Annotated in this window: 21 protein-coding genes; 3 read left to right on the forward strand and 18 right to left on the reverse strand. The window is 66.0% G+C overall.

Going from position 1 to position 19,476, the window contains the following annotated elements:
• Positions 1-135: 135 nt before the first annotated feature.
• Both ACFB49_RS17235 and ACFB49_RS17240 read left to right on the forward strand, forming a co-directional pair.
• Positions 136-1,068 (forward strand): glycosyltransferase, encoded by a 933-nt coding sequence (locus ACFB49_RS17235; RefSeq protein WP_380872513.1) that lies wholly within the window; start codon positions 136-138, stop codon positions 1,066-1,068.
• Positions 1,069-1,082: 14 nt separating this feature from the next.
• On the forward strand, positions 1,083-2,096 hold the full coding sequence (locus ACFB49_RS17240) for a polysaccharide pyruvyl transferase family protein (protein WP_380872515.1): 1,014 nt from the start codon (positions 1,083-1,085) through the stop codon (positions 2,094-2,096).
• Here the strand turns inward: ACFB49_RS17240 and ACFB49_RS17245 are convergent.
• From ACFB49_RS17245 to ACFB49_RS17255, 3 genes are read right to left on the reverse strand one after another with little or no spacing between them, the layout of a single operon-like run.
• Positions 2,093-3,595 carry a lipopolysaccharide biosynthesis protein gene (locus ACFB49_RS17245; RefSeq protein WP_380872516.1) on the reverse strand — a complete coding sequence of 501 codons (1,503 nt, stop codon included), beginning with the start codon at positions 3,593-3,595 and terminating at the stop codon, positions 2,093-2,095. The two genes, ACFB49_RS17240 and ACFB49_RS17245, sit on opposite strands and share 4 nt — an antisense overlap.
• Positions 3,588-4,565: a glycosyltransferase family 2 protein gene (locus ACFB49_RS17250; RefSeq protein ID WP_380872517.1), complete on the reverse strand. Its 978-nt coding sequence runs from the start codon at positions 4,563-4,565 to the stop codon at positions 3,588-3,590. The genes ACFB49_RS17245 and ACFB49_RS17250 overlap by 8 nt, the downstream gene beginning before the upstream one ends.
• A gap of 13 nt (positions 4,566-4,578) precedes the next feature.
• The gene (locus tag ACFB49_RS17255; RefSeq protein ID WP_380872518.1) at positions 4,579-5,439 is read right to left on the reverse strand and encodes a beta-1,6-N-acetylglucosaminyltransferase; all 861 of its coding nucleotides are present in this window, start codon (positions 5,437-5,439) and stop codon (positions 4,579-4,581) included.
• A 295-nt stretch (positions 5,440-5,734) separates the two neighbouring features.
• Here ACFB49_RS17255 and ACFB49_RS17260 point away from each other — a divergent pair, with 295 nt between their 5' ends.
• The gene (locus tag ACFB49_RS17260) at positions 5,735-6,490 is read left to right on the forward strand and encodes an O-methyltransferase (RefSeq protein WP_380872519.1); all 756 of its coding nucleotides are present in this window, start codon (positions 5,735-5,737) and stop codon (positions 6,488-6,490) included.
• Positions 6,491-6,500: 10 nt separating this feature from the next.
• Here the strand turns inward: ACFB49_RS17260 and ACFB49_RS17265 are convergent, their stop codons facing one another.
• The 15 genes from ACFB49_RS17265 to fliF form a co-directional block, all read right to left on the reverse strand.
• Positions 6,501-7,169: an FABP family protein gene (locus tag ACFB49_RS17265; protein WP_380872520.1), complete on the reverse strand. Its 669-nt coding sequence runs from the start codon at positions 7,167-7,169 to the stop codon at positions 6,501-6,503.
• Between the two features lie 76 nt (positions 7,170-7,245).
• Positions 7,246-8,382, reverse strand: coding sequence for a flagellar type III secretion system protein FlhB (gene flhB, locus ACFB49_RS17270; protein WP_380872521.1), 1,137 nt, complete (start codon positions 8,380-8,382; stop codon positions 7,246-7,248).
• A 70-nt stretch (positions 8,383-8,452) separates the two neighbouring features.
• Complete coding sequence (gene fliR, locus ACFB49_RS17275) at positions 8,453-9,235, reverse strand: flagellar biosynthetic protein FliR (RefSeq protein WP_380872522.1); 783 nt, start codon at positions 9,233-9,235, stop codon at positions 8,453-8,455.
• Complete coding sequence (fliQ, locus tag ACFB49_RS17280) at positions 9,232-9,504, reverse strand: flagellar biosynthesis protein FliQ (RefSeq protein ID WP_380880012.1); 273 nt, start codon at positions 9,502-9,504, stop codon at positions 9,232-9,234. Before fliQ ends, fliR begins: the two co-directional genes overlap by 4 nt.
• 145 nt (positions 9,505-9,649) lie before the next feature.
• Complete coding sequence (gene fliP, locus ACFB49_RS17285) at positions 9,650-10,471, reverse strand: flagellar type III secretion system pore protein FliP (protein WP_380872524.1); 822 nt, start codon at positions 10,469-10,471, stop codon at positions 9,650-9,652.
• Positions 10,461-10,742 carry a flagellar biosynthetic protein FliO gene (locus tag ACFB49_RS17290; RefSeq protein WP_380872525.1) on the reverse strand — a complete coding sequence of 94 codons (282 nt, stop codon included), beginning with the start codon at positions 10,740-10,742 and terminating at the stop codon, positions 10,461-10,463. Before ACFB49_RS17290 ends, fliP begins: the two co-directional genes overlap by 11 nt.
• Complete coding sequence (fliN, locus tag ACFB49_RS17295; RefSeq protein ID WP_380872526.1) at positions 10,739-11,056, reverse strand: flagellar motor switch protein FliN; 318 nt, start codon at positions 11,054-11,056, stop codon at positions 10,739-10,741. Before fliN ends, ACFB49_RS17290 begins: the two co-directional genes overlap by 4 nt.
• A 1-nt stretch (position 11,057) precedes the next feature.
• On the reverse strand, positions 11,058-11,990 hold the full coding sequence (locus ACFB49_RS17300; RefSeq protein WP_380872527.1) for a flagellar motor switch protein FliM: 933 nt from the start codon (positions 11,988-11,990) through the stop codon (positions 11,058-11,060).
• Between the two features lie 52 nt (positions 11,991-12,042).
• Positions 12,043-12,627: a flagellar basal body-associated protein FliL gene (gene fliL, locus ACFB49_RS17305; protein ID WP_380872528.1), complete on the reverse strand. Its 585-nt coding sequence runs from the start codon at positions 12,625-12,627 to the stop codon at positions 12,043-12,045.
• A 13-nt stretch (positions 12,628-12,640) separates the two neighbouring features.
• Positions 12,641-14,302, reverse strand: a complete 1,662-nt coding sequence (locus tag ACFB49_RS17310) for a flagellar hook-length control protein FliK (protein ID WP_380872529.1) — start codon at positions 14,300-14,302, stop codon at positions 12,641-12,643.
• The gene (locus tag ACFB49_RS17315; RefSeq protein ID WP_380872530.1) at positions 14,299-14,727 is read right to left on the reverse strand and encodes a hypothetical protein; all 429 of its coding nucleotides are present in this window, start codon (positions 14,725-14,727) and stop codon (positions 14,299-14,301) included. The genes ACFB49_RS17310 and ACFB49_RS17315 overlap by 4 nt, the downstream gene beginning before the upstream one ends.
• Positions 14,724-16,055, reverse strand: a complete 1,332-nt coding sequence (locus tag ACFB49_RS17320) for a FliI/YscN family ATPase (RefSeq protein ID WP_380872532.1) — start codon at positions 16,053-16,055, stop codon at positions 14,724-14,726. Before ACFB49_RS17320 ends, ACFB49_RS17315 begins: the two co-directional genes overlap by 4 nt.
• Positions 16,052-16,693: a hypothetical protein gene (locus tag ACFB49_RS17325; protein ID WP_380872533.1), complete on the reverse strand. Its 642-nt coding sequence runs from the start codon at positions 16,691-16,693 to the stop codon at positions 16,052-16,054. Before ACFB49_RS17325 ends, ACFB49_RS17320 begins: the two co-directional genes overlap by 4 nt.
• Positions 16,686-17,720 (reverse strand): flagellar motor switch protein FliG, encoded by a 1,035-nt coding sequence (fliG, locus tag ACFB49_RS17330; protein WP_380872534.1) that lies wholly within the window; start codon positions 17,718-17,720, stop codon positions 16,686-16,688. Before fliG ends, ACFB49_RS17325 begins: the two co-directional genes overlap by 8 nt.
• Positions 17,713-19,476 (reverse strand): flagellar basal-body MS-ring/collar protein FliF, encoded by a 1,764-nt coding sequence (gene fliF / locus ACFB49_RS17335; protein ID WP_380872535.1) that lies wholly within the window; start codon positions 19,474-19,476, stop codon positions 17,713-17,715. Before fliF ends, fliG begins: the two co-directional genes overlap by 8 nt.

Below are 19,476 nucleotides of genomic sequence, written 5' to 3' on the forward strand. Positions count from 1 at the left end.
GCCGTCGAATAGGATGAAGGTAACATTAACCAGCTTTGTTGCAAGTGCGTTGTGCACATGCAACAAATCGTCGTCTCCGCTGACACACCGCATGGTCGCCGTACAAGGACAAGTCATGGAAAAGAAACGCTTCCTGTGAAGGCAATCGTTCTGCTTTCCAGCTTTCGCAGTCGCGATTTCATCCGCGAGCAGCTCGAATCCATCGTGGGGCAGGATGAGGTGGAAGTGCGTTTGATCGTCCGGGACGATGGTTCCGATGACGATACGATGTCCATGCTGCAAGAGCTGGCCGCGACTGATTCGCGGATCATGCTGATTCGGGGAAAAAATCTCGGCGTCGTCGGCAGCGTCTTCGAACTGCTGAAGGCGGAGCAGACGGCCGAAGCCCCGTTCATCGCCTTTGCCGACCATGACGATATCTGGCCGCGCGGCCGCCTGGCGCGGCAGCTGACCGCGCTGTCCGCCCTGCCGGCAGATCAGCCCGCGCTCTGCTTCGGCGCCTTCCTGCGCGTCAATGCCAGGGGCGCACCGATCGACGGCGATCCCGTACTCCCGCCGCTGCCGGACAAAGGTGCCCTGCTCAGCGAAAACCAGGTGCCCGGCTGCACGATGGTGATGAACCAGGCGGCGCACAAGCTGGTGGCATCCAATCTGCCACCCGCCGACCGCATCTTCATGCACGACTGGTGGGTCGAACAGGTGATCGCCTTCACCGGCACCATCATCCGCGTCGAGGACGTCGTGCTTCATTACCGCCAGCATGGTGCGAACATGATCGGCGCGCCTTCGGACTTCCGTATCTGGCGGGATCGGCTGGCGCGGATCCGCAGGCTTCGGGGGCAGCATCCGCTATTGTCGCAGGTGCGCGAGCTTCATCGGCGTTATGGCGAGCGCATGTCCGTGGCAGACCGCGCGCGGATCGAGCGCTTCATCCGCGCGGCCGACGGCAGCCTCGCCGAGCGCCTCGCTTCGGTCTCCGCCGCCGGCTTTCGGCGCGCGCGGCGATCGGACGACCTTTTTTTGCGACTGCTACTGCTGATCGGATATTTCCGTTCGCAGGTGCAATAGATAGGCTCCGCACCATGCGTATCGTTTATTATCGTGATCCCGTCGGCAATTTCGGCGATGACCTCAACGAATTGATCTGGCCGCGCCTGATCCCCGAAACGGCCCAGGTGCCCGACGACGTCATATTGGTCGGGATAGGCAGTTTGCTCGACACCGATCGCTTCCGCGACGTCGACACGGCCGGCAAGCGCGTCTTCGTGCTGGGCTCGGGAGCCGCCTATGGGCGGCTGCCGGATGGGTATCAGGACTGGACCTATCTCGCGGTGCGCGGCCCGCTGACCGGCAAGCTGATCCATCGGCCGGAAGCCGCCATTACCGACAGCGCGGCCTTGCTGGCGACCCTACCAGAGCTCGCCCCGCGTGCGGCAAAGCGCGACGCCATCCTGTTCATGCCGCACCATCGGACGCTGGTGAACAGCCACTGGCAGAAGGCGGCCGAGCGCGCGGGAATGGAGTTCGTCGATCCGTGCGGGCGGCCCGAACGCATCCTCGAAGCCTATGGCCGCGCCCGGCTGGTGGTGACAGAGGCGATGCACGGCGCGATCGTCGCCGATACGCTGCGCATCCCTTGGATTCCCGTCATCATCTCGCCCGAGGTAAGCGTCTTCAAGTGGCGCGACTGGCTGGGGTCGATAGGTCTGCCCTACCGCCCGGTCAACCTGCCGCCGACCGCGCGACTGGAAGCTTTCCGCTACGATCGCATCACACGCCTGACCGAGACCGATGGCCAGGTGCCGAGCGGATCGCTTTCCAGCGACAGCGACGATGACGCGCTGATCGCCGATTTCCAGAAACGCTATGCCGGCGAGGTGAAGCTGATCGACAGCGTGCCCGCGTCGGCAGGCGTGAAAGCTGTAGTGAAGCGCATCATTCCTCTGTTCGATGGCCCCGCCACCGATCGCGCCGCCAAGGCGTTGCGAGCGGTTGCACAAGGGCCGCAATGGCTGAGCGCCGAGACGATTTTCCAGGACAAGGTGGAGCAGTTGCAGGCGGCCGTCGACACCTTCCGCCAGGCGGTCGCCAGCTAGGCGCGAAGCTTGCGCGCGAACGCCGCCATATCGCGGATCGAACGGCGGCCGGACGGCAACAGCACCGTCAGCAGGCCGAAGATCAAGTAGGACGCGGCGACCAGCAGCACCATCTGCCACAGCGCCGTCCAGCCAAGCTCCGCCTGCAACCAGTGGAGAGCCAAGCCACCCAGAATCGCGCCGCCAAAGATCTTGACCGAAAGCCTGAGGAAATCGCCCAGCCGCACCGGCCCTTTGCTGGTCACGTTCCACCACAAAAGCGGCGTCTGGATCAGCAGGCCCGACAGCGCCGCGCCCATCGCCACGCCGACCACGCCGCCCAGATGAAGGCCGATCGGATAGGATAATATGATCGCCAGCGATCCAATCCCGCCCCAATGGAGCTGCTCGCGCGTGCGGTCCTGGCTCTGGTAGAGCCAGGTCGCCGCCTGCCGCAACTGCAAGGTCAGCGCCGCCACGCCGAGCCAGGCGAAGATCGGCGCCGCTTCCGCCCATCGCTCGCCGAGCAGCGCCACGATCAACGGATGCGACAGCGCGATCGCGGCGACGATGCCCGGCGTGGTCAGCATCAGCATCGCGCCCAGCAACGACAGATAGGATCGCCGATATTCCGCGTCCTGCCCGTTCAAGCGGCTGAGCAGCGGCACCGCGACGCGCAGGATTGGCGTCGTCGTCTGCCATAAAGGCTGGAAGACCAGGCGATAGGACCGGTCGTAGAGGCCGAGCGCTGCCGGGCCCAGCTTCGCGCCGATCAGCACGCTGTGCAGGTTGGTGATGAGATAGCCGAGGATATTGTAGGCGGTGACATGCCCGCCAAAGGCCAGCATCTGTTTCAGCCCGACGCCGCGGCGCGGGAACGAAGGCCGCCAGCCCGAAATCGACCAGCAGATCGTGAGCATGGTGAGGCTGTTCACCACCTGCATGATCACCAGCGACCAATAGCCGCAGCCTGCCAACGCCGCAGCGATGCCGGCAATGATGCTCGCAAGGATGCTGACGAAATCGATGATCGACAGGGCTCCGAAGCGCATGCCGCGCGTCAGGATCGCCATCTGCTGCGATGTCAGGCCCGACAGCAGCAGGGTCGCCGACATGGCGATGACGATCCACACCAGTTCGTCCCGGCCATAGAAGGCGCCGACCAGCGGCGACAGCAAAACCGCGAGCAGCATCATCGAAAAGCCCGCGACGGTGTTGACCCAGAACAGTCCGGAAAGCTGCTCGTGCGTCACCGTCTTGCGCTGCACGGTCGCGGCGGAAAGTCCGAGATCGTTGAGCAGTTGGATCGCGCTGATCAGCGGCAGCACCATCGCTACCAGGCCGAAATCCGAAGGCATCAGCAGTCGCGCCAGCGCCACTTGCGCGCCGAACTGCAGCACCATCTTGGCGCCCTGAACGGCCAGCGTGATCAGCGCTCCCATCGCCGAGCGCCGCTTGAGCTCGCTCGCGGTGCCGGTGGGGGTGAAGCGATCGGCGCCTTCGGCCTCCGCCTCAGCCATGGGATCGGTAGCCGCCACGCAATGCCTTTGCCGCGATGATGGGCACCTGACGCAGCGATTCTTCCGCGATCAGCCCCGCCGTGCGCGGCCCTGCCAATACACGGCGCATGGCCGGGCCGAAACGGCGCGCCTTCAGATCATCGGTGAAGGCGCGATAATGGTAGCAGCGATCGACCACGCGCATATGCTGCCGGATCAGGCGGACCAGCCCGGCATCCGCCGCCCGGCTCGCCTCGTCCAGCATTACCCGCTGCACGGAGCGGAGCTTGCCCAGATCATGCACGGTCTGGACCTGCGTCAGCCCGTTCTTGCGGACGAGATAGCGGTAGAGCGGCTGCGGCATCATCCACCAGCGCGCGCCCGCGCGCAGGCAGTGCGCATAAAGCGCGAAATCCTCGGCAAAGCGCACGCTTTCGTCATAGCGGATCGCATGTTCCGCTAGAAAAGCGCGCCGCATCAGCGGCTTCAGGAAGCCATAATTGGCGTCGGGCGCCTCGGGATCGGCGATGTTGCGGCGAACAAATTCGGCAATGCCAAGCGTCCGTTCGCTATCAAGGATGGCAGGCGGGATCATCGGCCGCGTGTCGTCCGGCCGTTCCTCCGGCACCAGCAGCAGATTGTCGCTGACAAGGTCCGCGTCATGGCGTTCGGCGCAGGCGACCATGCGCTCGAGCCGATCGGGCTCATAACGGTCATCGGCATCGAGCAGCGCGATCCACGTTCCGGTGGCGGCAGCGATGCCGGTGTTGCGCGCCACGGATGGGCCGCCGTTGCGCGGCTGGCGGATCAAGCGGATGCGCGGGTCTTGCACTGCGGCCGCCGCCACGATCTCCGGCGTCCTGTCATGCGAAACATCGTCGACGACGATGATCTCGATATCGCGAAGCGTCTGCGCCGATGCGCTCGCCAGTGTCGCTGCGATGAAGGGTTCGGCGTCGAACGCCGGTACGATGATGGAGACGAGGGGCATCAGCCGCCGCGCCTCATGCCGGCATCGGGCCGGGGCGGAAGCCGCATTCGCCGGCGATCGCCTGCATCAGCGCGGCATCCGTATCGAGATCGAACTTGCGGGCGAACAGGCCGGGGCTGGCGCGCAGGCGGGGCAGATCGCCCATGTCCAGCACCTTGGGGCCGGGCCAGATGATCTCCCGCCCATAATGTGGGGTGACGGCATCAGCGCCTGGGCCGTTCGCGACCAGCGTCTGCATCAACAGTTCGTCGGTCAGCAGCAGGGTGCGGAAATAGCGCTTGATCTCCGGCAACAGCGGATTGGCGATCGCCTGTTCGCAGAAGGATCGCGGCAGGATCGACCATTGCGATCCTTTATGCTCCAGTCGGAACGTGGTGGGCGGCGTCTTGCGGCCCTTGCGGATATAGGCCTTCACCGGCGTTTCGAACATCGGGTGCCAGCGCAGGTGCCAGTCATCCTGCGGCAGCGAAGCGAAGGGCCGCATCTCCACCATCGGCCGGTCGCCCGCCGCATCCATCGCCGCGCGGATCTCCGCCATCGGCTTGATCGGATAGCATTGGCCGCTGAGGTTGACGAAATGGGTCCAGTCCGGGTCGGCACGAAGAGCCTGGCGGATGGCGTCGAGCTGGATGCGCGAAAGCGTCCACCCGCCCCAGTTGGTGAAGCGCGGTCGCATCATCCGCACATTGCGATTGCCAGCAACGATGCGCTTCACATCGCCCCAGATGCCGCGCCACTGAGGGCGCAGGCCCAACACCGATTTCGCATCGACATGAATCAGGAACAGATCACGCTCGTCATCGATAGCCCGCATCAGCCAGTTGAGCTGGGCGGGCTTCTGATGAACCATGATGAAATAAGCTATCTTCGCCATCGCGACCCATGTTGGCCCCGCTTACGTGATAGCCCCCGGTTCGCTGCGTCGCAACATGGAGCGTATCGGCCCGTCGTCGCATTGCTGCAACCCGGCCCGCATTACGCATGCGAAACCGAGATTTATTGCCGACACATCATCGCGACATTGGGGCTTCCCGCCGTTTCCGCCCATGGCGCAGCGCGGCAACTTATGTCAGCTTCCCTCGTGCAACCTCGACTCGATTAGCCGGCCGTTGCATCGCTCGATTTCACACAATGTCCGTCCACCCCCGCGACCAGGCCGGGAGACTGCGATGTTCAGGAAGTTTCGAGAACGACTGCTTGGCCGGCGCGACATCAGCCTCAGGCCCATGAAGCAGGGCGCCGGCTGGTTGCAGTCAACGCTGCCACCCACATTTTCGCCGTCGCAAATCGACGTGTCGGGCGTCCGCATCCGTGCGGAACAGACCGGCCGGCTCGGCGAACAGCCGCTTTGGGAGGGCTATAGCGAGGTCAAGGATTATCCATACGCCACCAGCGGCAACCGCACGTCCGAACAGGTGCGCACGGCCGAGGATATGGGCGCCTTCTACGCCTGGCTGGTAAGTAGGCGCCGGCCGGACATGATCGTCGAGTTCGGCACCGCGTTCGGGATATCGGGCATGTTCTGGCTGACCGGCCTCGCGCTCGCGGGCGGGCGTGGCCGGCTGTTCACCTATGAACCGAATCTCATCTGGGCGGATATCGCCGAAAGCAATCTCCGCGCGATTTCCGACCGCTTCACCCTCACCCGCGGCATATTCGAGGAATGCGCCGCCGCGACGCTGGCCGAAGCATCGGTAGACATCGCCTTCATCGACGCGATCCACACTTCGGATTTCGTCTATGCGCAATATGACAAGCTGAAACCCTATCTGAAGGCGGACGCCCTCGTCCTGTTCGACGACGTCGATTTTTCACCGGACATGGGCGAGTGCTGGCGCGACCTGGCCTATCGTCCTGAAATCGTGTCGAGCTATCAGCTTGGCGACCGGGTCGGACTGGTGGAACTCGGCGGCAGCAGGCCGTAAGCGGCCGGCGTTATGATATTGGCGGGGCCTGCTTCGCGCGCCGATCCAATATCTGCTTGAGCGGGTTGGGCTTGCCCGCGGCGACGCGCCTCAGCCTGTTTTGGTCATGATGCTCGAACGGTTCGGAACGGCCATGGACCATCAGCGTGGTGCGAATGTCGTAGCTCCACGCATCATCGCCATGGAATGTCACGTCGATCCGGTAATTGTCGGTCCGGAAGCCATATTCCAGAAAGGCGGTCGAGCAGATGCCGTCCTGGGTCTGCCCGCGTGTCGCGGTCAGCGTCAGCTGGTCGTCGCCGATCTTGGCCTGGCCCGCAGCAAGCGCCACCTGCCCCCGCGGGATCGCCAATGTCTGCAGGATCAATCCGGTGGCGGGTTCCCACAACCAATAGCCGACCTGATCGTGGAAGGTGATGTCCTCCTCCTTGGTCGTGATGTGGATATGATAGCGAAGACCGTAGAAGAGTTGCGGCCCATTGGCCTGCGGGTCGATCGCATCGAACGCGATCCGCTCGACGAACACCCGGCGTTCGGGCGCGTCGGCCTTGGGATTGATATCGACCCCCTTCTCGGCTTCCCACCGCCCGGCCAGCCGCGCCAGAGGCCCCAGATTGGCCAGCGTGTCCGGGTCCACGTCACTCGGTTCGGTGAAGATGTCCTGCGGAAAGGGGTTCATGCTGGCCTCCTGCACCCGGTCGATGCGGCCAAGCTAGGGCAAGAGCGGTCGATGGCCAACGCGATCCATTGGCACCTCAACCGGTCGCGCGCCCCTCTTCGTCGAAGCGGGCACCTTCGGGCACGCTGATCTCTGGCTGCGCGATGCCCTCTGCCATGGCGCGATCGATGTTGAACACGAAGGCGATAATGGTCGCGACCGCCAGATAGAGATCGTCGCGGATCAACTGGTTGGTGCGCGTCGTGTAATAGATGGCGCGGGCGAGTTGCGGATAGCTCAGCATCGGCACCGCATTTTCGCGGGCCAGCTCGCGGATCGCTTCTGCGGTCACACCGCGGCCCTTCGCCACCAGTACCGGCGCGGTGTCGAAGCCGGGGCGGTAACGCAATGCGACGGCAAAGTGGGTCGGGTTGGTCAGCACGACCGTCGCCTCCGACATCGCCTTGCGACCAGACGTAGCCATTTCATGCGCCTTGCGCCGCTGCTGCGCCTTTAGTTCGGGCGAGCCTTCATTCTCCTTATGCTCGCGCTTCACCTCGTCCTTGGTCATGCGCAGGCGGCCGCCGCGCTGCATGATCTGCGCGGGGATATCGATCGCCGCGATCGCAACCAGCGCCAGCGCCATGACCAGCACGGCGAAGCTGAAGCTTCCACCGAGATCCTGAATCGCCTGGCGGATATCCTGCGATCCCAGCGCACCGATCGCATTGGCCTGGTGCGACAGCAGCCACCAGCCGACCGCGCCCAGCACGATCACCTTGGCGAGCGACTTGCCAAGCTCGATCAGCCCCTGCGCGCCGAAGATGCGCTTCACGCCGTTGAGCGGGTTGAGCTTATCGCCCTTGAACGCCACCGCCCCCCAGCGGAAGCCCAGCGAGCCCAGGGCGGCGGGCGTGCCGATCGCCGCCAGCAGGGTGAGGCCGAACAGCACCACCACCGGCAAAGCGACGATGCCGAGCATCGAAAGCACGGCGCGGCCGGGATCGAAATCGGTAACAGCGGAGCTGTTGAAGGTGAGCGAGGCGCGGAGCATCTCCTCCAGCGCGCCGACCATCCATGGCCCGGCCAGCGCCATCCACGCCGCGCCTGCCAGCACGACGAGCGCGGTGCCCAATTCCTTGGACTGAAGGACGTCACCCTTCTCGACCGCCTCGCGCTTGCGCTTGTCGGTCGGGGCTTCGGTTTTCTGGTCCTTGTCGGCGCCCTCGGACACCCGTTCCTCCGCAAATGGAGAAACAGCAGTGCGCCAGGATGGTTAACGAAGCGCTAAAATGCGATCGACATCAGCCGCCGCGGGCAAGTTCGCCGGCCATTTCAAGGCCGCGCTGGATCGCCGCCAGGATCGCTTCGGCCATCACCGGCGCAGCGATGGCGAGCAGGATGATGCCGGCGAGCAGTGCTGCGGGGAGGCCCACCGAGAAGAGGTTCATCGCCGGCGCCGAGCGCGACAGCATGCCCATCACCACCTGGACGAGTATGATGGCGAAGGCGACCGGCAGCGCGATCGCAACGCCAGCCGAAAAGACGATCCCGCCGAAATCGACCAATCCCTTCAGGCTCGCCGCGCCAAGCCAGGCCTGTCCGGGGGGCAGCGCGACATAGCTTTCGAACACTAGCGCCGCGAGCGCGAGATGGCCGCCGATCGACAGGAACAGGAAGGTGCCGAGGATCGACAGGAACTGGCCGAGCGCCGGGCTTGCCTGGCCCGATTGCGGATCGATCATGCTCGAAAAACCAAGGCCCATGGCGTTGCCGATCGTTTCGCCGGCGAGCAATGCCGCCGAAAAGCCGATCTGGACGGCAAAGCCCATGGCGAGGCCGATCAGGATCTCGCCCGTGACCAGCGCAAAACCTTCGATCGAGACAATGCCGGCATCGGGCAGGCCGAAAGGCACCACCGCCGTCGCCGGAATACCCACAGCGAGCGCCACGATCAGCCGGAGCTGGACCGGAACCTGCGGGCTGCCGAACACCGGCGCGGCGATGAAGGCCGCACCCGGCCGGATCATCGCCAGCATCCACAACCACAACTGCGCCTCCACCCCGGCGAAGCCGGTGGGGATCATCGCATCAGATCCGGGATGCGGGCGAACATGTCCCGCGTGAAATCAGCGACAAGCAGCAGGATCGCCCCGCCGAAGATGGCGAGCGCGATGCCGACGATGATCAGCTTGGGCACGAAGCTCAAGGTCTGCTCGTTGATCGAGGTCGCCGCCTGGATCATGCCGAGGATCAGGCCGGCGGCGAGCGCCGGAATCAGGATCGGCGCGGACGCGAGCGCCAGCACCCACAGCGCCTGCTGCGCCACCCCAACGAAATAATCGGGGCTCGCCATCATCTTGCCGGCTCCGCCACCACCCGTTTGTCCCGAGCAAAGTCGAGGGACCGCCCGAGCGAAGTCGAGGGCTTCTCGACTTCGCTCGAAGACGTGTCTCGACTGCGCTCGACACAAACGGTGGTGGAGAAGTTGGCGGCTACGATCATGTGACGAACGACCCTGCGAGCGACCCCATCGTCAGCGCCCAGCCATCGACCATCACGAATAGCAGCAGCTTGAAGGGCATCGACACGATCGACGGCGACAGCATCATCATGCCGAGCGCCATCAAGGTCGATGCGACGACAAGGTCGATGATCAGGAAGGGCAGGAAGATCAGGAAGCCAATCTGGAAGGCGGTCTTGAGCTCGCTCGTCACGAAGGCCGGCAGCAGGATCGTGAAGGGGATGTCCGCCGGCTTGGCAAAGGGCGGTGCTTCGGCAAGGTCTGCGAAAAGCTTGAGGTCGGTCTGCCGCGTCTGCTTGACCATGAAGCCATGGAGCGCCGTGCCGGACCGCTTGATCGCATCCTCGATGCCGATCTGGCCGGCCCCATAGGGCGTATAGGCGGTGGTGTTGATCTGCTCGATCACCGGCCGCATCACGAACAACGACAGGAACAGCGCGAGGCCGACCAGCACCTGGTTGGGCGGCGTCTGCTGCAGGCCCAGCGCCTGACGAAGGATCGACAGGACGATGATGATGCGGGTGAAGCTCGTCATCATCAGCACCAGCGACGGTAGCACCGTCAGCAGGCTCATCAGGACGAGGATCTGGAGCGACAGCGAGAGCGGGCGGCCGTCGCCGGAAATCGTGTTCAGCGCGCGATCGAGTGCGCCGGGGCCACCCGGTGGCGGAACGGTCGGCGGGACCGCGGGAACGGCTTGCGCGAAAGCGGGGTGTGCGAACAGCAACGCCGCCGCCAGCGCGGCAAACAGGATCAGCAGCGCTAGTAGGCCGGAACGGCGGCGCGCCTTAGCCGGCATTGTCTGCCGCACCCTCGGGGATCTCGCCTTCGGCGATCAGATCCATCCGGCCGCGCGATACGCCGACCAGATAGCGCTTGCCGGAAAATTCGACGACGGCGAGCCGGCCCATCGTGCCCATCGGCACCGCATCGACCACCTTCACCGCGCGCTCGCGCGATCCCATCGTCATGCCGGGCTGGAGCCTCCGCCACAGCCACAGGGTTGCAAAGGCCATGCCTGCGACCAGCGGCAGCAGGATCAGCAGGCGCAGGATATAAGCGGTCATCATGCCCGGCGTTCGAGCCCCGCGAGCCGCGCATCCGCGGCGACGACATCGACGATGCGAATGCCGAAGCGGCCGTTCACCGTCACCACCTCGCCCTTCGCCACCAAGGTGCCGTTGACGAGGATGTCGAGCAATTCATTCGCCTGGCGATCGAGTTCGACGACGCTGCCTTCGGCCAGGTCGAGCAATTCGCTGAGCTTCAGCGAGGTCGACCCCACCTCGACCGACAGGCGCAGCGGAATATCCGCGAGCATCCGCAGATTGCGACCCGCGAGCGGATCGGCGGCGACCGCCATGGCTTCGCTCGTCTCGCTCATCTCACTGTCCCTGTTCGACATGTTCGACCATCAAAGCGGCCCGGCCTTCCTGTTCCCCGATCGTCCCATAGGCCAGCCTGCGGTTCGCGACAATCAGCGGAACCTTGGGCGCCAAAGTGATCGGGATGACGTCACCCACTTTCAGCGCCATCAGGTCTGCGACGGTGAGTTCGGGCCGCGCCAGCACGCTGCGCACGGGCAACCGGACATTGGCCAGTGCGTGAACCATGCGGCCGCGCCATTCGCTGTCGGCCGGCCCATGATCGGCATGTACCTTGGCGGCAAGCTGCGTCTCATAGGGACGCAGGGAGGCCAACGGATAGACGATCGACAGGCTGGAAGAACGGCCCGTGCCTGGCGAGATGATGAAGCGCTGCACCACCACCGGCTCATCGGCGCGAACCAGGCTCGCATAAGCGGCATTGGTCTCGCGTGACACGAAGCTGGGCGACAATGTCGTCACATCCGACCAGACCTGGACGACGCCTTCCATCGCGCCATCCGCCATGCGGCTCAGCAGCCGTTCCTCGGTGGGCGTGAATTCCCGCGCGCGATGCTTCACCGCCGTGCCGCTGCCGCCGTAAAAGGCATCGACCATCGCGGTCACGAATTCCGGCTCGATCATCGCCAGCACGCCACCCTTCAACGGGCGCAGGCGATAGAGGCTGAGGCTGGTGAAGCTCGGCAGGTCGGCACGCCACCGATCGAACCGCATCGTCTGATGATGTTCCGGTGTTACCTGCACTTTGGTGCGCGCGAACGGCTCGATCACGGTGCGCAAATGACGCGCCAGCCGTTCGGCCATCCGCTCGAGCCCCGACAGGCGATCGGCAGAGGCGAAACTGTCCTGCCCGAAGGTGAAGGGACGGACGACCGAATCCCCGGCCGCACCATTGCCGGCGCCGCCGCTCTCGACCTCCGTCAACTCGGCCATCAGGGCGCCGAGGGCGTCGTCTCCGAGGAGGGAGTTTTCGTCCGTCATGACGTCACTGGATGATGAAATTGGTGAAATACACGTCGTCCACGCCCCCGAAGCCCTCTTTCTGGACAAGGACCTCGTTTATCGCGTTCTTCAACGCTTTTTGAAGCTCCTTCTTGCCCTGGGGCGTCGAAATCACAAACGAGTCCTGATCGGCCAGCGTCATCAGCACGGCGGAGCGGATCGCCATCTCATGCGATTTGACGCGATCGATCACCCGCTGGTCATAAAAGGTCGAGATGCCGAGCGAGACCTGCATGAACCCGTCCGAATCGCGCAGATTGGACGTGAAGTTCTGGGTCAGGTCGTAATAGCTCGCCTTATACTTGCCCGGATCGATGGCTTCCTCGATCGCGCGCGGCGCCTTCTCGCCCGAATGGCCGCCTTCGCCGGCGGCTTCATCCTTGGGCACCAGCTTGGGCTTGTTGGGGTCTTCCGGCTCGGCCTTGTGGCCTCCGGCCAGGCCCGCGCCAGCCGCATAGAGGCCCGCGCCGACGCCGCCGCCGGCCAGGATCGCGCCGCCCAGCAGCACCATGATGATCGTCTTCAGCTTGCCCTTCTTCTTGGGCGCCTGCTTGCTGTCGTCGCTCACGTTTCAATTCCCGTCATGCATATCGTTCGTGGGAGGCGGCACGGCGATCGGCCAGTTCCGCGTCTAGCGCCTTCATGGTTACCGTCGCGTTTACGCGTGACGATTGCGGCTGCGATTGCGACTGGCCCGATTGGCCATCCGCCCAGCCGCGCTGCCCCTGGTCACGCCCCCCCTGCTGGCTGAGATCGACATGCGTCTCAGTGATTTTCATGCCCTGGGCGCGGGCTTCGGCAATCAGCCGGCCCTGCGCGTCCGACAGCGCCGATCGCGCCGCCTCGGTTTCAGTGGTCATCCGCACCGAAGCGCCGTCGCCTCCCCGGATCAGCTCGACATGGAGCGATCCGAGATGCTCGGGATTGAGCTTGAACTGCAGCTTGGCGTCGTTCGCGCCAGCCGAAACGATGTCGCGGGCGAGTTGGTCGAGCCAGGCGCTGTCCCGCGCCAGATCGAGATGATGACCGATGACCTGTTGGGTCATATCGGTGTTGGCGGGAACAGTCGCGGCGGAGATCGCCTGCAGATCGACCACCGGAGCCGGCGATGCCACCACCGCGGGGGTAGGCGCGGGCTGGTTCGCCATGGCGAGCAGCGAATCGGTGCGGGCCGGCGCTGCTGCGGGGGCGGCGGCATCCTGCGTCGCAGCGGAGTCGCCGGACGGCTCGATACCAGCCGCGGTCGCCGTTATTACATCCACCGGCACCGTAACAGGCTGGTCGACCGGCGGCGCGATGACGGCGCCGTTCTGATCGACGGCGAGCGGGGCGGGCGGTGCGAAAGCCGCGGCGGCGAAGATGGGCCGCGCGGGCACGGGCTCCCAGATTATGCCGTCGCTGGTGGTGCTCTCCGGCGTCGCGGCGGGCGCCACCGGGGTCGCCTGCGCCGTGGCGGGCAACGCCTGATCGCCAGGCAGAACGAAATCCACGGCTTGCGTCGCCGCTGCAGTAATCGGCGCGGCTGCGGGCTGCGTGGGAACGGGCTGCGCACTCGGCGCGGCCCGATCGGCCGGCGTCGCCGGAGCCGGCGCTGCGGTCGTGTAGATCGTGCGCCCGGCACGCAACGGCGCGATGATCGTCGGGGCGACCGACAGCGCGACCACAGCCGGCGCAGGCTCGACGTCGGCCTGCACCGCCAAGGTAGCAATCGGGTCCGCGTCTGCTTCATCGCTGTCCGCAGCACTCTCGTTTTCCGTGGAGATGACGCCCCCACGCGTCACCTCCACGGAACCCTCGGCAAGCAGCTCGGTCGGTTCGACCGCCAGCAGCTTCTTGCCTTTGACTGGAGCGGGCAGCAGCGTTTCCGGCGAAACCGGTGCGGCATTGCCGGCCGGAAGCCCTTCGGCCACCGGCAGGATCGTCGGCGGTGCCACCGGCTTGCCCTGAAGCTGTTCGATCAGCGACAGCAGCTCTGGCGCCGCCGCCTCGTCGTTCGCAGCCGTCGGCGCGCCTTCGACCGACAATCCATCGACGGGTGCGGCAGAGACCGCAATCGCACCCGGAACCACACCCGCATCGCCGAGCAGAATCGCGGCCTGCTCGCCACCTTCGGGCTGGCCAAGGCCGGCAACCACCGAACCGAAATCGATCGCGCCCGCCTCGCCCCCCTGCTTCGCACCCGAAGACGTGAGGCGCAGGCCGGCGAACAAATTGCCGAGTGCGGTGGAGGCGTTGCCGATCATGCGTTTTTCCCCTCAACCCCCAGCGTGCGGCGGCGGCCGGCGCCGGCGGCGCGGCGCTCACGATAGGCTTCGAGCGCGCGCGCGGCCTTTTCCCCCAGCCGCTCGGCGCTTTCCTGGCGGATGCGGGCTTCGAGCCGCAGCGCCGCGGATTTGTCGACCGCCGCCTTCGCGCCGACGATCGCATCGGTCAGGCCCGCGCGGGCGCTATCCAGCCGCATCGCCATTTCGCCGGCATTGGCGAGATTCGCGCCCGAAACCATGCCCGGCTCGATCTCCAGGCTGTCGCGCAGCATGCGCAGCCGGTCCGAACTGTTTTCCAGCGACGCGAGTCGCCCCTCGGCCTGCGCCACGACCGCCTGCGCCTGCAGATGCTGGACGCGGCGGACGCGGACGATCCGCTGGCGGCGCTTGACGACCGACTTCACTGGCCGAACCCATGTTGCAGCATGGCGCCGGACTGGGCGTAATCGACGCGTTCCTTCTGGCCCTGCTTGATGAAGGCGTGGATATCGTGATGGCGCGCAATCGCCTCGTCGATCTGGGCGTCGCTGCCTTCGCGATAGGCGCCCATCAGGATGAGATCGCGATTCTCCTCATAGACCGCCCACAGCCGGCGCAGATTGGCCGCCGCGCGCTGATGCTCGGGCTCAACGATGTCGGACATGACACGGCTCAGCGATTTGCCGACGTCGATCGCGGGGAACACGCCCTGCTCGGCCAGGCTGCGCGACAGGATGATATGCCCGTCGACGATGGCGCGTGCGGTATCGACGATCGGATCGTCGGTATCGTCGCCATCGGCCAGCACCGTATAGAGTGCGGTGATCGAACCACCGGTGCGCGCATCCGCACCCGCACGCTCGATAAGACGCGGGATCAGGCCGAGCGCCGAGGGCGGATAGCCCTTCATCGTCGGCGGCTCGCCCAGCGACAGGCCGATTTCGCGCTGCGCATGGGCGACGCGGGTAAGGCTGTCGATCAGCAGCAGGACGCGCAGGCCCGCCTCACGGAAGAATTCGGCGATCGCGGTCGCGCGCATCGCGGCGCGCAGGCGCAGCAGCGGCGGATGGTCGGCCGGCACCGCCACGACGACGCTCTTCTGCCGCACCGGCCCCGAAAGCTTGGTCGCCAGGAAGTCCGAAACCTCCCGGCTGCGCTCGCCGACCAGGCCGACGACAATGACGTCGCATTCCGCGCCGGCGATCATCTGCCCCATCAGCACCGACTTGCCGACGCCCGATCCCGCCGCGATCGCGATACGCTGGCCGACACCAGCGGTCAGCAGGCCGTTGATCGCGCGGACACCCATGTCGAACGGCTCGGTCACGCGCGCCCGATCGAGCGGATTGCCGAGTCGACCAGCCAGCGGCCAGCGGTGGCCGGTGGTGATCGGCCCGAGGCCGTCGAGCGGCTCGCCCAGCGCATCCATGACGCGGCCCAGCAGTTCGACGCCGACCGCAACCGATCCGCCCTTGCTGTCCGGCTCGACCCGCGCGCCGGTGATGTGCGGCGCATCGCTGTCGAGCGCCATCATCAGCGTGCGGTTGCCGCGAAAGCCGACCACTTCAGCGCGACACGCATTGCCGTCGGCATCGATCACGCGCGCGCCCGATCCAATCGGCTGGTGGAAGCCGGTCGCTTCCAGCATCAGCCCGTCATAGGCCGCAAGCTTGCCGATCCGGCGCGGGCCCATATGGGTGATGTCGATGCTGCCGAGCAGCGACGCCGCATGGCTGGCGAGCGCGCCCGTCACCGCGGAACGCCCATCTTGTCGAGCGCGATGCGCAGCTTTTCCAGGCCGACTTCGGGGCCATCCTCGATCCAGCCCTCACCGGTTTCGACCAGCACCATGCCCGGCACGATATTCTCGTCCGCAACCATCTGGACCGGCAGGTCTGCGCCCTGAAGCCGCTCGAAATCGTCCGGCGACAGCCGCATCCGGGCCGGCGTGGATTCTTCGGCGATCAGCTCGGCCGCGGCATTGGCCCGGGCGAGGATGATGTCGTTGTCCAGCGTCACTTCGCCGACGATCTGGCGGACCAGCCGTTCGACGGTTTCCGCCAGCAGCAGGCCCAGTTCGTGATGCGGCTCGGGGCGCAGCACCTCCAGCGTCTCGGCGAGGCGCAGGATCGCGTCGCGTTCGGCGGCGAACTCCATTTCGACCGTCCGGCGCCCTTCCGCGAAGCCGGCGGCGAAAGCCTCGGCCTCGATCGTGGCCATATCTTCGACAGGTTCCGGCGCAGCGGCATGACGCACCATCGGCTCGATCACGCGCGGCGCGGCCGATCGCGAGGTCGCCCAGGGCGTGAAGCTTGTCGGGTTCGCGTCGCGGGCAAAATCGCCCAGACGCGCGGCGGCGATGCCGGTGGCGGCGCTCCACATATCAGACATAGTCGTCACCCTTGCCGCCGAGGCTGATCGTGCCGGCTGCCGCCAACTGGCGGGCGATGCCGAGCATTTCCTTCTGCGCGTCCTGGACATCGGCCAGGCGCATCGGGCCGCGTTCGGCCATTTCGTCGACGATCGACTGGGCGGCGCGGCTCGACATGCAACCGAGCATCTTGTTGCGCAGCTTCTCGTCCGCGCCCTTCAGCGCCACGACCAGGATCGAATTGTCGATGCCGCGCAGCAGCGTGCCGAGATTCTTCTCGTCGAGCGCGTTGAGATTGTCGAACACGAACATCTCGTCCTCGATCGTCCGCGCGAGCGTCTTGTCGAGCTTGTTGAGCGAGCGGATGATCCGCTGCTCTGCGGTGGTCCGCGTATTGTTGACGATCTTCGCGGCCTCGCTCGCGCCGCCACGACGCGACGTGGTGCCGCCGCGCATCGTCGCGCCGAGCTGGCGAAGCAGAACGCGCTCGAGATCCTCCAGCGCTTCGGACGTCACCGGGCCGAGCTTGGCGATGCGATAGATGAGGTCGGTCTGCGCCTCCTCGTCGACGAGTTGCAGCACGTCAGCCGCGATCGGCGGATCGAGATGGGCGAGCACCAGCGCACCGATCTGCGGATGCTCGCTTTCAATCAGCGTCGCGATCGTGCGCGGGTCCATCCACTTCAGCGCGTCGAGCGTGTTGGTCCGCGTCGGCGGCGTGATGCGGGCCATGATATTATCGGCGCGGTCATTGCCCAGCGCGCGTTCCATCATGCCGCGGATATGGCGATCGGCGGCGAAGCCGATGGTGGTGCGGGCGCGGGCGCGATCGACGAACAGGTCGAGCACGCCGTTCACCTGATGCTCGGTCACGTCGGCCACGCCGAACATCGCGCCGCCCAACGCCTGTACCTCTTCGGGATCAAGGCGGGCCAGCACGTCGGCGGCTTCCTCTTCCGACAGCAGCATCAGCAGGATCGCCGCGGCTTCGCAGCCAGCGGGCATACGTTCGCTGGCTTCACGCGAAAGGGTATCGGCCTCAGCCATTGCGGGCGTCTCCTGCGGGGGTGTCGGTACGGATCAGGTCGCGGACGACGAGCGCGGCGCGCGACGGATCCTGGCGAACGAAACTGCGGATCAGTTCGGCGCGATCGGCATAGCCCGGTGTCGCCTCGATCATGTCGAGCGTCACCGGACGGCTCGGGTCGATGCGGGTTTCCTGGGCAACCGCGGCGGCGATTTCACGGCCTACCTGGCCACGCGTCGCTTCCCGGCTGACCGCAGCCTGCTCGGCGCGCTGGGTGGCAACGGCAGCGCGGCGCTTGAGCAGCGGACGGCCGACGCCGAACACCAGCAGCGCGGCGATCAGCAGCGCGGAAAGGTTACGGGCTGCGAGCGACACCCAGGGGGCATCCCACCAGTTGCTGCCGGCCGCCTCGACATTGACGTCGGCGAACTTGCGGCTGTTGACAGCGATGGTGTCGCCACGGTTCTGGTCGAAGCCGACCGCGCCCTTCACCAGATCCTCGATCGCGGTGAGCTCGGCACGGGGGCGCGTTTTCCCGTTCAAATCCTTGAGCGCGACCGCGACCGAAAGGCGGCGGACGGTGCCGACCGGATTGCGGGTGACGGAAACCTCGCGGCCCACTTCAAAGGTGCGGCTGTAATTCTCGTTGGTGCGGTCGCGCGCGCCGGTTGCGGTCGCGGCGGCGGCATCGGGCGCACCAGGCACCGGCGGGGTCACCGCGCCATTGGGCGCAGCCGCAACCTGCGAGGCCGGGGGCGGAGTATTGGAGATGGCGCCGGGCACGCCGCCGACAGCTTCGGGGCCGGCGGGGCCGCCTTCCTTGGTCCAGCCGCCCTGTTCGGCGCGAACCGTGCCGAGATCCTTGGGATAGCTTTCGCGCGTCGCCTGCACTTCCGCGAAATCGAGATCGGCATGAACCTCGGCGGTATAGTTGCCGGCCCCGACGATCGGGATCAGCAACTTGTCGAGCGCTTCGCGATAGCGCTGCTCCATCTTGGCCTGGATCTCGATCTGGCGCTCGCTGGCATCGGTCGCCGAATCACCGCCAGCGCCCGAAAGCAGCTTGCCGGTCTGGTCGACGATCGAAACATCGTCGGGGCTGAGCCCCGGAACCGAGGATGCGACGAGATGGGTGATCGCGCGCACCTGAGCATCGCCCAAAGAGCGGCCGGGCTGAAGCTGCAGCATCACCGACGCGGCCGACTGCTTGGCATCGCGCAGGAATACGCTCGGCTGCTCGACCGCAAGATGGACGCGCGCCGCGGCGACCGAATCGATCTGTTCGATGGTGCGGGCAAGATCCATCTCGCGCGCGCCGCGCAGACGTTCGCCTTCCACGGCCCGGCTCGCGCCCATCGGCAGCGAGCTGATCATGGCATCGCCGTCGGGCGCGCTTTTGGGCAGGCCCTGCTGGGCCAGCAGCATCTTGGCGCGGTAGAAATCGGCGTCGGAAACGGTGAGCGTGCCGGTGTTGCGGTCAATCGCATAGTCGACACCGGCGGACGTCAGCGCATCGGCGACGGCGGCCTTGTCGGCATCGGCGAGGCCGCGGAACAGATCGCGCTGCGGCGCCTGCGAAAAGGCCATCCAGGCGAGCGCGGCGAGGCCGAGCATCGCGATCAGCCCGATCATCGGCAGGCTGCGCTGCACGGCGGGCTGATCGATCATACCCTTCAGCCGATCGATCATCTGTCCCGCAGGCGGGCGCCCGGCGGCGGGAATGGCAAGGGCGCGACCAGGAATGGCGGCGGCGGCGGGGGCTGCGATCTCGGCCAT

Origin of the sequence: Sphingomonas sp. DBB INV C78, from assembly GCF_042693015.1 — a bacterium.
GTDB lineage: Bacteria > Pseudomonadota > Alphaproteobacteria > Sphingomonadales > Sphingomonadaceae > Sphingomonas_E.